The organism is Desulfobacter vibrioformis DSM 8776 (assembly GCF_000745975.1).
In the GTDB taxonomy this organism is placed as follows: Bacteria; Desulfobacterota; Desulfobacteria; order Desulfobacterales; family Desulfobacteraceae; genus Desulfobacter; species Desulfobacter vibrioformis.
Window position 1 is genome coordinate 1 of the sequence record NZ_JQKJ01000021.1, and the last position, 14,385, is coordinate 14,385.

At 47.9% G+C, this 14,385-nt stretch carries 14 protein-coding genes and 1 pseudogene; 13 read left to right on the top strand and 2 right to left on the bottom strand.

Annotated elements, in window-relative coordinates:
- The 7 genes and pseudogenes from Q366_RS21590 to Q366_RS13630 all read left to right on the top strand — a co-directional run.
- Positions 1-714 (top strand): hypothetical protein (locus tag Q366_RS21590; protein ID WP_035239913.1); only part of this gene is annotated, 714 nt, incomplete at its 5' end.
- Positions 715-735: 21 nt separating this feature from the next.
- A complete protein-coding gene (locus Q366_RS13610) occupies positions 736-1,200 on the top strand; it encodes a hypothetical protein (protein WP_035239914.1) in 465 nt (154 codons plus the stop codon).
- 419 nt (positions 1,201-1,619) lie between these two features.
- Positions 1,620-1,781 (top strand): annotated as a pseudogene (locus Q366_RS22390) (IS1595 family transposase); the annotation flags it as partial.
- 477 nt (positions 1,782-2,258) lie between these two features.
- Positions 2,259-2,432 (top strand): HD domain-containing phosphohydrolase, encoded by a 174-nt coding sequence (locus Q366_RS22395; RefSeq protein WP_425388325.1) that lies wholly within the window; start codon positions 2,259-2,261, stop codon positions 2,430-2,432.
- 90 nt (positions 2,433-2,522) lie between these two features.
- On the top strand, positions 2,523-3,452 hold the full coding sequence (locus Q366_RS13620) for a homocysteine S-methyltransferase family protein (protein WP_035239915.1): 930 nt from the start codon (positions 2,523-2,525) through the stop codon (positions 3,450-3,452).
- Between the two features lie 197 nt (positions 3,453-3,649).
- Positions 3,650-3,838, top strand: coding sequence for a hypothetical protein (locus Q366_RS13625; protein WP_035239916.1), 189 nt, complete (start codon positions 3,650-3,652; stop codon positions 3,836-3,838).
- The gene (locus Q366_RS13630) at positions 3,828-4,859 is read left to right on the top strand and encodes a phosphagen kinase (RefSeq protein ID WP_051958060.1); all 1,032 of its coding nucleotides are present in this window, start codon (positions 3,828-3,830) and stop codon (positions 4,857-4,859) included. Before Q366_RS13625 ends, Q366_RS13630 begins: the two co-directional genes overlap by 11 nt.
- Before the next feature lie 127 nt (positions 4,860-4,986).
- On the opposite strand, the gene hpf is transcribed toward Q366_RS13630, so the two are convergent.
- Together hpf and Q366_RS13640 are read right to left on the bottom strand one after the other, a co-directional pair.
- A complete protein-coding gene (gene hpf, locus Q366_RS13635) occupies positions 4,987-5,337 on the bottom strand; it encodes a ribosome hibernation-promoting factor, HPF/YfiA family (protein WP_035239917.1) in 351 nt (116 codons plus the stop codon).
- 130 nt (positions 5,338-5,467) lie between these two features.
- Positions 5,468-5,776, bottom strand: coding sequence for a hypothetical protein (locus Q366_RS13640; RefSeq protein WP_035239918.1), 309 nt, complete (start codon positions 5,774-5,776; stop codon positions 5,468-5,470).
- Positions 5,777-5,927: 151 nt separating this feature from the next.
- Here Q366_RS13640 and panP point away from each other — a divergent pair, with 151 nt between their 5' ends.
- The 6 genes from panP to Q366_RS13670 all read left to right on the top strand — a co-directional run bounded on the left by panP (position 5,928) and on the right by Q366_RS13670 (position 14,160).
- Positions 5,928-7,604, top strand: coding sequence for a pyridoxal-dependent aspartate 1-decarboxylase PanP (gene panP / locus Q366_RS13645; protein ID WP_051958061.1), 1,677 nt, complete (start codon positions 5,928-5,930; stop codon positions 7,602-7,604).
- Positions 7,605-7,618: 14 nt separating this feature from the next.
- Entirely contained in the window at positions 7,619-9,175 is a 1,557-nt protein-coding gene (locus Q366_RS13650) for an NAD(P)/FAD-dependent oxidoreductase (RefSeq protein WP_035239919.1), read from the top strand.
- 250 nt (positions 9,176-9,425) lie between these two features.
- Complete coding sequence (locus tag Q366_RS13655) at positions 9,426-11,135, top strand: vWA domain-containing protein (protein ID WP_156968180.1); 1,710 nt, start codon at positions 9,426-9,428, stop codon at positions 11,133-11,135.
- Between the two features lie 9 nt (positions 11,136-11,144).
- Positions 11,145-11,768, top strand: coding sequence for a 5-bromo-4-chloroindolyl phosphate hydrolysis family protein (locus tag Q366_RS13660; RefSeq protein WP_035239923.1), 624 nt, complete (start codon positions 11,145-11,147; stop codon positions 11,766-11,768).
- A 26-nt stretch (positions 11,769-11,794) separates the two neighbouring features.
- The gene (locus Q366_RS13665) at positions 11,795-12,895 is read left to right on the top strand and encodes a hypothetical protein (RefSeq protein ID WP_051958062.1); all 1,101 of its coding nucleotides are present in this window, start codon (positions 11,795-11,797) and stop codon (positions 12,893-12,895) included.
- A gap of 29 nt (positions 12,896-12,924) precedes the next feature.
- Entirely contained in the window at positions 12,925-14,160 is a 1,236-nt protein-coding gene (locus Q366_RS13670; protein ID WP_035239925.1) for a toxic anion resistance protein, read from the top strand.
- The last annotated feature ends 225 nt before the right edge of the window (positions 14,161-14,385 follow it).

Below are 14,385 nucleotides of genomic sequence, written 5' to 3' on the forward strand. Positions count from 1 at the left end.
ATTGCAGAGGCTGATGCATTACTGGTTGCTTCGCCAAACGGAGCGGGAACCACAAATGCATTAACTGCGTTGCTTCCTCATATAGCAGGTAAAGGTACTGTCCCAAATACAACCGCACTCGTCACAGCCGTAGCTGCAAATGGCACCCTTGCCGAAATACAAAACATGATAACAGCATGTCCGGTAGGTGGCGCTGCTATAACCGATATGACAACTGCTGTTGCTCGCAATGCCGTGACAAATACCCCTAACAATATCAGAGCATTGCTTCTAGCCGTAGCTACATTGGTACGATTTAACGCAATGATCGCAACACTTAATTTTTTTCACCATCCACTGGCGGCTGGGGGATTGCCAGCAACCATAACGAAGTGGAATACTGCAGTCACCCAAAGAGCCAGCTTTAATTCATGGAATCATGTTCTAACCAGACATACTTATAATAATTTCAATTTTGGAGCAGCCAATGTCCAACAGGGGTTTTATGCTCCTGGAACTGCCTACGCAGGACTATACGCAATTATACAACCATTAATCAATGGGTTGTCTGATCCTCAAATTGCTAACATAAACCTCGGTAATAATGTGAACACAGGAGGCTACCGAATCGGTGGTGGTGGCGCCAATCATTGGATACCCACCATTTTCCCAACAGGTGCCGCACATCAGGTCATTTCCCTCGCAGAAGCCAATGCGCTTAACAATCTTAGATAAAAGGAATAAAAAAGACAGTTTATGAAAACCTCCATCTTACTACGCGATAATTTAGGCAGCTTCATTGCTGAGCACGAATGGCAAATGAATCAAAATAAGATTTGTCCAAATCCAGCAGAGGACTGGTACCATATATACGGAAAAATTGAGTTAATAAGCAATGATAACTATGTACTTGAAGTTAGTGATTATATGGTGAGTTTAATTCATCACTTTCTGCTTTCCTCCATTGATGCAATCAAAAACGGTAAAGACTATACATTTGATGCATGTAGTTATGTTGGTACGTCTACATTTGTAAATAAAAGCAAGATGGTTACTATCGGTGATGTTAGTGGTAAAACCGCTACCTTTCCTCAGGGTAAGTTAATAGAAGATTTCAAAAAAATGGCGAAGTCAGGATTAACGTTTATGTCGTCCATTAGTTTAAAAGAGGATGAAGACATGCAGAACATGTTAACTCACTATAATCAGTTGTTAAAATAATTGGATATTGATCGGTGCCAACAACTTCTGCCGCAGGCATCTTGAATTACTACTTTTGACTTCACTGATTTCGTGTAATTAGTACAGCCCATAACAAAATCTAAAACTCGACTATCAAGTTTTTTTCGTGACAACTTGATGTCGTATTTTATACGAACCATAGTTTATATTTTGTATTTCAATGAAGGGGTTGGCTCTAACCTTCCCAAATCCCTTCCAACCATATGTTTGGCAGATGGTATTAGTTGAAAATGTTCTTTGACAAGTTGAGTGAGTTCTTTAAGCTTTGCAAAAGGATTGCTCTGCTGCAATATCGACCCAATAAACGCCAGCAGGGTTTCTACTTGAGACAATCTTTGCAGGCTGCCTACGGTATAAGCGGGCAGTTTGTTTTCCAGGCGGACTGTCTGCTCGGGATGATGGAAAGCTTCTGGTCATTACTCCGAAGCTGGATTCGTCCACATCAAGGTATCTCACAAGAGAAACTACCTTCTTACCTCGTTTTTTTTGAATTCGTTCATAACGCTGGTAAACGAGGAAAATCCCTGCTTCACTCACTCATTGAGGTGATGATAAAGTAAGCCCCCAAAACGCCGAACGCGACATGAGACTTTTTTAAATAAAAAACAGCGAAGGCTTAATAGCCCGAATTTAAAGGCGCACTTTGAGGATAAGGCTCGGCACCGTTATTTTTTGCAAATTTTCTTGATCTCTGTTTTGACCTTCACTATCATTTATATGTTTTTGTTGGGATTTTAAAATCCCGGTGTTTAAGGACGAGAGGCTCGACAAAGCTTTTCGTCCTTTTCATTTTAAGCCAGATTAATTTGATTAAAACCTGTACGAGATAATTTTAAAAATGGGTGTGTCTCACCTTTTACATAAGGAGATTATTGGGTTTGACAAAGCAGGCTCAAAATTAAGCCGTAATCAAATTTGATGAAAATTTGATCGCTTTTTTCACTCTTGAGGATGGGAATAGCAACCCTTTTTCATAAAAATCTGTCCTTTTTAATGGAATTATGGGTAGTTAAAAATTGGTCTAATCTTTTGCATATATCTATGAAGCGCTTACGGCCAATGACCGACCCTACAAAACAGCTAAAACACCGGAAACCGCACTGGATATCATGCGGGAAATGGCCTCAACCGTACATATTGACCCGGAACTGTTCTCACTGTTTGAACAATCAAATATGATTGAACGATATTCGGCCAAGTTTAAAAAGTGAATCCGTATTCTGGGCAGTTATATAGGCAACTAAAAGTAGTTATGACAATCAAACTTCTGAAATATTTGGGTAAAATATAAGGAGCCCGCAATGACGACGGGAAAAGTGACGATTCTGGACGGTGGCATTGGAAGGGAACTGGAACGGCAGGGAGCGCCGTTCAAACAGCCGGAGTGGTCAGCACTGGCCATGATTGAGGCCCCTTGGGCTGTCAAGCAGATTCATAAAGCATTTATTGCAAGTGGCGCATCGGTCATAACAACCAATAGTTATGCCCTGGTCCCTTTTCATATTGGTGAAGAACAATTTAAAAAACAGAGCAGAACTCTGGCCGCCGGCGCCGGTAAGACGGCTCGTGCAGCCGTCAATGAAACCCGGATCAAAACCCGGCCCCGTACACGCGTTGCAGGTTCCATCCCTCCATTATTCGGCTCCTACCGTGCCGATTTGTACCGACCGGAACGGGTGGTTGAAATTGCAACCCCTTTAATAGAGGGGCTTTGTCCATATATAGATTTATGGCTGTGTGAAACCCAGAGCCTGATTGATGAACCTGTCCGTATCAAGTCTTTGACTGATCACTTGGATATCTCAGGCAAACCGTTCTGGGTTTCTTTCACCCTGGACGATTTACATTTAAATCGGGAACCCGTGTTACGCTCCGGCGAATCCGTGGCTGATGCGGTCAAAGCAATGGTTCATGCGAAGGTGGATGCTGTTTTATTTAACTGCTGCCAACCCGAGGTCATCAGTCAGGCCATTAAGGTAACCCGGCATCAGTTGGCACGCCTGGGCGCCGGGGATATTGAAATCGGAGCCTATGCCAATGCATTCCCGCCACAGTCCGAAGATGCAAAGGCAAACGAAGAACTCAATGATATGCGCAGGGATTTAACCCCATTATCATATCTGAACTGGGCCCGGAAATGGGTTCGGGAAGGCGCGACGCTGATCGGCGGATGCTGCGGAATAGGCCCCGAGCATATTTCAGTATTGTCCGAAAACCTGGTGGGTGCGTAAGGGACCATCCATTATTCGTAATCGCTTGTATAAACTCGCCTTTTCCCGAAATATCAACCATGAACGCCGTAAATTTATGGCACGCCTGGTCTCTCTTATGTGCCCTGGAGAGCCTGGGTTGTAACCCGGATATTGACCCGGGCCTGAATAAAATGATATAAAAGTTTCTATTTTAACCTGCAGTATATATAAAAGATATGAACAACCAAACAGTCAAAAGAGATTTATTTGATTTTGAAGTGGGCTATCTGACCCAAAGCCCATGCGTCAATTGTGAATTCAGGGAACACCTGCCCAGATGCCATGCTGACTGTATTATTTTAGACCAGATCCAGACCCGGCTGGCCCGGGGAATATCTTCCCAGTCTTCCCGTTATGAAAGCTGAACCGGGACTGCCTTTTCACGTCTTTTCCCAGTCCAGAATAAAACAGCACCTGACCCAAAAACTTTATCACGACCTTAAAACCATTCGCACCCCGTCGGGATACAGTCTTGATCAGGCCATCAGGTCCGGCATTGAAAATCCCGATTCCAGCATTGGTATCTATGCCGGGGATATGGAAAGCTATGACTGCTTTGCACCGGTGTTGCTCCCCATCATTGAGGACTACCATCATCTTGGCCCGGGCTGGTGCCATAAACCCGGCCTGGAGGAAGCGAGTCTGCCGGACCTGGACCCGGAACAGACATTCATACGCTCATCCCGGATACGGGTGGCAAGAAACCTGAAAAGGTTTCCTTTTTCGGGCAATATGACCCCGGATCAGCGCCTGGCCCTGGAAGAGACGGTAAAACACGCCTTCAAATCCCTGCCCGAAAAACTATCCGGTGCCTATATTTCTTTTACAGATTTGAATGAAAAACAGTTCAATGCCCTGCTTGAAAAAGGGCTGGCCTTCGGGAAAGGCGACCGGTTCATGGATGCGGCAGGCATCAACCGGGATTATCCTTTAGGCCGCGGCATATTCACAAGCCAGGACAACGTGGTCCGGGTATGGGTCAATGAGGAAGATCATCTGCGCATCATGGCCCAGGCCCCGGGCGGGGATATTGCGAATGTTTTTCACCGGCTGATACAGATGATCAAGGCATTGGACAATAGACTTGATTTTGCCTTTGACCGGAAAAAAGGCTTCCTCACAGCCTGCCCCACCAATATCGGAACAGCCATGCGGGCAGGGGTGCATATTCACCTTGAAAAACTGGAACAAAACCCATCTTTTCTTGAAACCATAGCCCGGGATCACCATTTGCAGATCCGGGGCACGGGCGGGGAAAAAACCGCTGTTGAAAAAGCAGTGTTTGACATCTCCAATATCCGCAGGTTAGGTATCAGCGCCAATACCATTGTAAAGAATCTTCACAAAGGGGTGCAGGCCATTATCCAGGCTGAAAGAAATTTATAGCGTTATCCTTTTATAGCGTTATCTTAATTGATACAAAACAAATTGATACAAAATAAAGATCCCAGTCCTTTTCGGGACCGGGATCCGGTTCAATCATATTTCAGACAAACGTCTGTTCGCTGTCTGCCTAATCCAGCACTTCGTAATCCAGCACTTCATCTTTGATACTTTGTTTATCACCAGCCAGATGCCGCCGTTGCTTTTCTTTGAATTTACTGATCTGGGTTCTAATTTTTTCGGCCAGACTGTCAATGGCTGAATACATGTTGTTGTCTTCCGCCTCGCTCCTGGCATGAATTTTCAGCTTATTGCAAGTCAGATTGACTTCAGCAATGCTGTGTAATTTTTCCTCTGACAGGACAATCTGAGCCTCGGCCGGGGAATCCAGCATTTTATCTAATTTATTTAATTTCTTTTCGATATGGGATTTTAAAGCATCTGATGAAGGAATGTTTTTAAAAGTGATTGAAATGTTCATAGGCTCTCCTTTTTTGGGTGAGATGATGGTTCAAAAATAACACACTCCCTGTTACAACTCAATAACAGACCGCTATGGAATCAAAGGAAATCTGAAAAAAAACAAAAAAAGGGAATCAACCGCCTGCCGGTTAATGATCTTCCCGGAATTTTTCCGCAGGCTTCGGGGCATTGTTTTTCGGGACAACCTTGGGAAACAGATCTTCCAGGTTCAGGTCCTTGATTTTTTTCAGACAGTCTGAAAGGGCGTCGTCCTCGGTGCTGCCCGCACCCTGATGCTTAGATTCTGCAATAATATTCACCAGGTTGGGCACGGCAACATAATCCCCTGCCAGGTTGCCCTGGATCTTTTTGTGAACATCAATATAGATCATTCTGCCGTTGCGGATCAGATTGTACCGGGTAACCCGTGTTAAAATATCTTTAATATTAAGTTCCATTTGATTTTCTCCTTATTTTAGGGTAGACCTGCCATACTTTAAGGCGATTTTCAAGTTAAATTAAAAACATGACGGTCGCAGAATGCAAAAGGCGGCAGATCCATGATGCCGGACAACACAATTTTTAAACTGAAGGAAAGACCTTCACAATATGTCATCCTCTTTTTCATTTTTTTCATTGTCTGGAAAAAGTACCTGGAATCAAGGCCATAAAAATTTTCGAAAACCAGCCGGGCAGCTGATCGCAGACCGCAAATCCCTGGACCGGGTATTCATCCGCCCCGAAGATGAAAACAGCAAAAAGACCCTGGTTAAATATATGGAGCAGATCCTGTTCGGACTGCATGATTTTCTTAACCGGCATGTGGGCGTCACCGAAGAGATCAGCCTCACTGAACTGGCTAAAAATTACATGGACGTTACGATCAGCGCACATCCCCAGAAAAATCTGGGCCAGGTTATTGAAGATATCATTGAAGACATTGCCCCTAGAGCAGTCAATGTGGCATCGCCCTACTTCATTGGTCACATGACCTCTGCCCTGCCCTTTTTCATGGTGCATCTTAAAACCATTACCGCAGCCTTGAACCAGAATGTCATTAAAATGGAAACCTCCAAGGTGCTGGCTGTCATTGAACGGCAGGTGCTGGCCAAAATCCACTGCCTGATTTTCAAACAAAGCCGGGACTTTTACCGGGCCCATGTCCAGAATACCCGTACGGCTTTGGGCGCATTTACATCCGGCGGCACCACGGCCAACATGACAGCCATGTGGGTGGCCAGAAATCGCCTGTTCCCGCCCAAAGATGATTTTTCAAGCATTGAAGAAGACGGCCTGTTCAAGGCCATGAGCGTCCATCACACGGACCGGGTGGTGATCCTTGTATCCCGGCGGGGCCACTATTCTTTGAGAAAAGCAAGCGGGATTCTGGGCCTGGGCAATAAAAACATCATTACCATAGATGTTACAGCGGATCACGCCATTGATATAGACAAACTTAAGCAGGCTGTCCAGGACCTGAAGCACGAGGGGCGTACAAAAATCGCCGCAATAGTGGGCATTGCCGGGGCCACGGAAACAGGAACCATTGATCCATTGCAAAAGATGGCCGACATCTGTGAACAGGAGCAGATTCATTTTCATGTGGATGCGGCATGGGGCGGGCCGATACTGTTATCAGACACCTATGCCCATCTGCTTTCGGGCATTGAACGGGCAGATTCCGTCACCATTGACGGCCACAAACAGTTTTACATGCCCATGGGAACGGGCATGGTTTATTTTAAAAACGCCCATGCCCTTGACGCCATTGCCTACCATGCCCGGTACGTCAACCGGAAAGGATCTGTGGATTTAGGCATCAAAACCCTTGAAGGCTCCAGGGAAGCCGCCTGTCTGATCCTGGATGCCGCCTTGAAAATCATGGGCGCCAAAGGGTATGCCCTGATGATTGATCACGGTATTGAAACGGCCAGGGCCTTTGCCCAAAAAATAGAAGAGCGGCCGGAATTCGAACTTGTGACCCGGCCTGTACTCAATATCCTGACCTACCGGCTGGTGCCCATGTCCATCCGGCAGAAGCTGGAAACAGCCCGGGGGCAGGCGCGCAAAGACCTGAACCAGGAGCTTGACGAAATCAATATCCGCATCCAGCGCATCCAGCGGGAGGCCGGCAAAAGTTTTGTCTCCAGAACCCGGCTAAAACTTACGCCAGAGGATGACTTCATGGTGGTGGTGCTCCGAAGCGTTATCATGAACCCCTATACCACCGAAGCCATCCTGGACGACATTCTGGATGAACAGGAACAAATTTATCATAAGTTTTAAACCAGGAACCGGGGATGCTAAAACAGATTGAACTTGCCATTCACCCGGACAGCCTTTATGACAGGGCGCTTCATAAAAAACTGGCCGCAAAAAAGTTACAGGCGCATGTCAATGAAATCACTGCCCTGATACCGTTGAAACGCTCCGTTGATGCCCGCAAATCCGCGGCATTCCGGATACGGTATGAGGTATATATTGATGAACCCTATCTCCCCGTAAAAAAGGACATTTCATACAAACCGGTCAAACAGGGCAGACATGTAATCATTGCAGGATTCGGCCCGGCAGGGATGTTTGCGGCCCTGAAACTGATTGAGGCCGGCATCAAACCCGTTGTCCTGGAGCGGGGCAAAAATGTCAGGGACCGGCGGTTTGACATCAGTGCCATACAAAGAAACCATGGGGTCAACCCGGACTCCAACTATTGTTTCGGGGAAGGAGGTGCCGGAGCATACAGTGACGGCAAGCTTTTTACCCGCTCAACAAAACGCGGAGATGTCAAAAGGATATTAAACATCCTTGTTCAGCATGGCGCAGACCCGGATATATTAATAGATGCCCACCCCCATATCGGTTCCAACAAACTGCCCAGGATCGTTTCAGCCATAAGGGAAACCATCCTGTCCAATGGCGGTGAAATACAGTTCAACAGCCGGGTCACTGACCTTATGATCAGGGACCACAGGCTTGAAGGGGTGGTGGTCAATGATTGCGTAGAAGTGCCGGGACAAGAACTCATACTTGCCACGGGCCATTCTGCCGTGGATGTTTATTATATGCTTCGAAAACATAATATCCGGCTTGAGGCAAAGCCATTTGCCATGGGGGTGAGAATTGAACACCCCCAAAAGCTGATCAATGAAATCCAGTACCATTCAAAAAACTATAGCAGCAACCTGCCGGCAGCCGCCTACACCCTGACCTGCCAGACCAGTGAACGGGGGGCATTTTCATTCTGCATGTGCCCGGGCGGCATTATTGTGCCGGCAGCCACCTGTCCTGATGAGCAGGTGGTTAACGGCATGTCTGTTTCCGGACGCAACTCACCCTTTGCCAACTCCGGGTTTGTGGTCAGTGTCGGGGAAAAAGACTGGACGGATTACAGGCAGGAAAATGAATTTGCCGGATTAAAACTCCGCATGGCCCTTGAAAAGATGGCCTTTGAACTGGGCGGCCATTCCCAGGTGGCTCCGGCCCAGAAAGCCATGGATTTTTTAAACGGAAAAAACAGTACAACCCTGAATCCAAGCTCGTATATCCCGGGCATCATATCCGCCCCCCTGCATGAACGGCTGCCCCGGTTTATGGTTAAAGGCCTTGGGGAGGCATTAACTATTTTCAATAAAAAAATGCCCGGATTTTCCTCCAATGATGCCCAGCTCATCGGCGTGGAAACAAGAACCAGTTCTCCGGTAAGAATTCCCAGGGACAGGACAACCTTCATGCACCCGGATGTTCACGGGCTGTTCCCCTGCGCAGAAGGGGCCGGCCATGCCGGCGGTATCGTATCCGCAGCCATTGACGGAGAGAACTGCGCTGCAGCTGCAGCAAAATTTGTAGACCCCACATAGGCCGCAAGGCCGCAAGCCCACAACAAACAATGCAGGGCTAAAATGTGCGCCACCAGGCGCTTCGCCCTCTTGTTTCCTGTTTCTTGTCTCTAGTTTCTCATAAAAATACACCCACCGGCAATGAGTTAAAAGCCATCATTATTTCCTGCGGAACCCTTCGCTTTCTAATCGTATTCTAACGGTAACACGGCATTCTGGTATTATATTATTACAGGTCTTACCTTTCATAAACCGCCAAAGGAGAAACCACGTGAAACCCCATTGCATAAAGATAATGACCTGGATCTGGGTCCTGGCCCTGCTTTTAGCACTTGCATCAGGCTGTTCGGATAATGCCCCGGAACACAAACAGCAGGCCAACACATCCCAGTCCGGCAATGTCCCATCAAATTCATCTGAAAAATTCGTCATATATGCGGGTTCGGAAATGAGCGGGCTTGAACCCATGATTAGAAAATGGGCTGATAAAAAAGGATATCCCATTCAGATTCACTACAAAGGCTCCATTGACATGATGCGCATGATGAATGACGGGACCGCCACCCCTGCCGATGCCTTCTGGCCCGCTCACACCATCTGGTTCATTCTGGGCGACACCAGCCATGCCGTAAAAAACAGGCGCAGCATCATGGTCTCCCCCATTGTGGCAGGCTTGAAGGAAAGCGTGGTGAAAAAACTGGGCTGGGATAAGCAAAGCCCTGCCATGGAAACGTTTCTGGCCGCGGCCCAAAAAAAAGAATTTAAATACGGCAAAACCAGTTCCACACAGTCCAACTCAGGGGCGCTTTTCCATCTGGCGGCCTGGTGGGCCTTTGCCGGAAAACCCGACACCTGGACCATGGATCTTGTGAAAGACCCGCAGATCCAGGCCCGGGTAAAAGAGATGGAATCCACAGTAGCAGCCACCTCCGGCAGTTCCGGCTGGCTTAAATCCAAAATGGTGGACAGTGCAGACAAACTGGACGGTATGATCAACTATGAAGCCATGATCAGCGAAGCCAACATCGGCTGGACCACAATTGACAACGCCACCGGCAAGACGGTTCACCACCCCGGTCTTCTGGAAAAGGGACTGGACCCCTTGCATGTGGTCTATCTGTCCGATGCAACCATGATGGCGGACCATCCTTTGGGGTATGTGGACAAGGGCAACGGGCAAAAGGAAAAAATATTCAATGAACTGCAAAATTATCTTCTCTCCCCTGATGCCCAGAAAGAGATGATCTCCAAAGGCAGACGCAACAAGCTTTTAGCCATGGATCCGTCCCTGTCCGATAAAAAGGCGTTCAATCCCGAATACGGGTTTGACGTTAAAAGGATCATTGCCCCGATCCAGCCGCCCCGGGAAGAAGTTCTCACTGCCATACTGGATCTGTACCAGGAAGAGGTCAGAAAACCGTCCGCCACCTTCTGGGTGATTGACGATTCCGGATCCATGTATAACAACAATGGCAAAAAAGCTGTGCAGCAGGCCATGTCCATCCTGCTCACCCCGGAAAAGGCAAGGGAATACAAGCTTCAGCCAACGCCCAGGGACATTCATGTGATCATTCCTTTCAGTGACACACCCGGACCGCCCATCACAGCCCAGGGCAATGATCCGGCGGTTCTGTCATCTCTTATGGACAAAGTGGCCCAAATGCAGCTTGGCTCCGGTACAGACATGTACGCAGGGGTTGTGGCGGCCCTGACATACATCAGTCAGCACCCGGACGACGTCAAAGGCCATTTTCCAGCTATTGTTGTGTTGTCCGACGGGCAGTCCAAGGGAAGCATTCACCCTGTCAGACAGGCGGTAATGCGCCTGGGCCTGGAAGATATCCCTATTTTCACCTTAAGTTTTGGTTCTGAGGCGGATGAGCGGCAGCTCAAGGAACTTGCAGCCTCTTTCGGGGGCCGGTACTTTTCAGGGCAGCACAATGTGGCCGATGCGTTCAGGAAGATGAAAGGCTATAATTAGGAGATAACCATGCCGGTAAACTGGAAGGTCAATATGGTGATCAGTGCGCTGGTGACTGTGGGGGCTTATTTTGCAGCAGATACGTTTCTTGAATTCAAATGGTGGGTGGATGTGATCATTGCCCTGTTTTTTGGCGGAATCGTCAACCAGCTGATCCTGCGGGATAAAGAAGAAGATTCTGAAATCGAAGTCGTACCGGGCCTTACCCTGCAGGAACTTAAAGATACCCAGGCCCTTGGCAGGGACTGGACCCAAAAATTAGAAAAGCTGGCAAGACAACTGGATCGTGTGCGCCCGGATACCGCGGCAAAAATCCGGGACATTGCAGCAACCGTATCCACCCTGTTCACCAACTTTGAACAGGACCCCAAGGATTTGACCACCAACAATGCCAGGCGGCTGATCAACGACCATCTGCCCCGGGCCCATAAATTTCTGACCGCGTATACCGGCTTAGCTGCGGCAGGCCGGCTGACGGGTAATGAACAGGCCAAGCTTGCGGACATGGAAAATAAAGTCACCACCATCCGGGAAAGCTTTTCCCGGCATTTGGAAGCCTTCAGGAACAACGATTTTACCCAGCTTCAGGTGGAAGGGCAGAGCATGGAAACCATATATAATATAGATATATAAATCCGGTCTAGGAGATATACAAACCAATGAACAAAAAAAGCATGCTGGGCATTGTGCTGGCCCTGGCGGCCATTGCCGCCATTGGCGTATTCCGGTTTTTAGGCAGCAGCGACATGCTCAAGGAAGTCAAGCAACCGGACGCGATTACGGTAAAAGGATATGTGGGCGGGGAAAAAATGGGATTTCTGGCCAATGAAGCGGTTAAAAAAATTCTGGATAAAAAATACCGCATCACCATAGACGCCCATAAAAAAGGCAGTGTGGAGATGGTTAAAGACCCGGTGTATCGCACCCCTGACACTGATTTTTTCTGGCCCTCCAATTTTGTGTGTGTGGAGTGGTTCAAAAAAACAGGCGGCACATCCACGGGAGCGGACGTTATTTTCAACTCCCCTATTGTGCTTTACTGCCCGGCCAAGGTGGCCGATGCCCTGATTAAAATCGGGGTGGTCAGTGTCCAGGAAAATGTGCATTACATTGTTGATTTTCCAAAGCTTGCGGACTTAGCTGTCAACGCCGCCAAATGGAAGGATATTGATCTTCCCATCATTCCGGGCAGTATTAAGATTCTGTCCACGGACCCTGCCCAGAGCAACTCCGGGAATATTTTTTTCGGGCTTTTGGCCAACGTGCTTTATGGGGATGTGGTCAGCGTCGCCACCATTGTAGATATCCTGCCGAAAATCAAAGCATATTATGACCGCATGGGGTTCCAGCAAAAATCTTCGGGCGATATTTTTGATCTGTTTATCTCCAACCCATATACCTATCCTTTGCTGGTGGGGTATGAAAACCAGCTCATTGAATATGCCATCCAGAACAGTGACGACTACAGCATTGATTTTTTAAAAAAGAATATCAGGACCCTTTATCCCCAGCCTACGGTCTGGTCTTCCCATCCGCTGATCGCAGTCAATGAAAAAGGCCAGCGGCTTATGGAAGCGCTGAAAGACCCTGAAATCCAACAGATTGCCTGGGAAAGCCATGGATTCAGGTCCTCGGTCAAAGGGGTGAGAAACGATCCAAGCAAACACAAGGTGTCCGGCCTGCCCGAGGTGATCACCTCCATCATCCAGATGCCGTCGTCAGAAACCATGGACATCATTTTAAATACAATCAAACAATAATTTTCTTATATATTTAGGAAGGCCAGCCCATGACAGACAACGAATTTAACCTGCCAGATGAAATCAATGCACGGAAAAAGATCCAGGCCGCAACAGCCCCCCAGACACAGGCAGGGGCCGGTGTCTCCCCCCAGCCAACGGCAAACCTGCCCGCACAAATCAAGCTTTCCATGCTGGAGCACCAGCCAAGCATCCTGACCTACGAACAACTGGACCAGGCCCAGCAGGCAATGGCCCATGAGTACGCCCAAGCTGTTGACTTTATTGACCGCAACAGTGTCAGATTCTACGGATATAATGAAGAAAAGGCCATGTCCGACTTTCTGGATGAACTGCTGGACGGCATCAAGGCCAAGGATTCGGACCTGGCCGGCCAGTTGCTCATTGCCCTGAACCGCAACATTGATGACTTAAAACTGCAGAAATTCCAGGACATCCTGGAAGGTAAAGAAACCGGTGGAATTTTCGGCATGTTCACCAGCAAGGCCAAGGAACTTGGCAAAATGATCCAGTTCCTGGTGGACCGGCAAAAGAATGTGCGTACCCAGTTTGACAAAATGCAGATGCAGGCCGAAGGCGAACGCAACACCCTGATCGAGGACAACACCAAATACCAGATGCTGCTGGACCGTACCATTGACCAGATCGCAGCGGTGATGCCCATTATCGTGGGGGGCCAGCTGGCCCTGAAACGGGGAATAGAAGAATTCACTGCGCTGAAACAACAGGCCCAGGATCAGCCGGCCAACACCTTACTGGCCTCCCAGGTCCAGGATTTTGCCAACGGCCTGGAAGCGTTCAATCACAGATTGGTCAACCTGCAGATTTCATTTACCCAGCGGGCTGCCACCACCATCCCCAAAATCCGCGCCATCCAGGATGCCATCAACATTGAGATGGATAATCTGGTGGACAAGGTGATCTTTGTGATACCGGCCTTAAAAGAGGCGGTCATCGACATCGTGACCACAGCCCGCCTGCGCAAGCTGCAGCTCGGCCGCAAGGATGAAGAAGCCATGCTGAAGCGGGTGGAAGATCTTCGCAACCGCACCATGAAAGACGCCATCCTGGAAGCCAAAAAATCAGAAGGGGATTATGCCACCAAGATTGCCTTGCTGATCTCCATGAAAGAGACCCTGGTACAGATCTGTGATGCAGGTAAAAAGATTGTCGAAGAAAACCGCAAGAAACGTGTGGAAGCGGTTGAAAGCCTTAAAACCGTCAAGCAGGAGATGGAAACGGCGTTGCGGGATAATGCAGTTTAAAGCATAATGGGGGCACCCGTAAAAGGGCGGGCCAAAAGAAAGAATCATGATCCTTATGGCAAATATCCGGGTTGCCGCATTTTAATGCTTGACATTCATACAAATCGAATATAGTACATTTCTAACAAATCAGGATTTATTATTTTTTTAGGAAAACAAATTAAGATCACTTTTTGCCAGAAGGCAAGAGCGGTAAATAAGATTTAAAACCAGAGCAACCGTTTT

Bases quoted from the DNA above. Each gene is read 5' to 3' on its own strand.
- hpf (WP_035239917.1), bottom strand. From the start codon at position 5,337: ATGAACATTTCAATCACTTTTAAAAACATTCCTTCATCAGATGCTTTA.
- Q366_RS13630 (WP_051958060.1), top strand. From the start codon at position 3,828: ATGAAAGCTGAACCGGGACTGCCTTTTCACGTCTTTTCCCAGTCCAGA.
- Q366_RS13610 (WP_035239914.1), top strand. From the start codon at position 736: ATGAAAACCTCCATCTTACTACGCGATAATTTAGGCAGCTTCATTGCT.
- Q366_RS13620 (WP_035239915.1), top strand. From the start codon at position 2,523: ATGACGACGGGAAAAGTGACGATTCTGGACGGTGGCATTGGAAGGGAA.
- Q366_RS13640 (WP_035239918.1), bottom strand. From the start codon at position 5,776: ATGGAACTTAATATTAAAGATATTTTAACACGGGTTACCCGGTACAAT.
- Q366_RS13625 (WP_035239916.1), top strand. From the start codon at position 3,650: ATGAACAACCAAACAGTCAAAAGAGATTTATTTGATTTTGAAGTGGGC.
- Q366_RS13660 (WP_035239923.1), top strand. From the start codon at position 11,145: ATGCCGGTAAACTGGAAGGTCAATATGGTGATCAGTGCGCTGGTGACT.
- Q366_RS13650 (WP_035239919.1), top strand. From the start codon at position 7,619: ATGCTAAAACAGATTGAACTTGCCATTCACCCGGACAGCCTTTATGAC.
- Q366_RS13670 (WP_035239925.1), top strand. From the start codon at position 12,925: ATGACAGACAACGAATTTAACCTGCCAGATGAAATCAATGCACGGAAA.
- panP (WP_051958061.1), top strand. From the start codon at position 5,928: ATGTCATCCTCTTTTTCATTTTTTTCATTGTCTGGAAAAAGTACCTGG.
- Q366_RS13665 (WP_051958062.1), top strand. From the start codon at position 11,795: ATGAACAAAAAAAGCATGCTGGGCATTGTGCTGGCCCTGGCGGCCATT.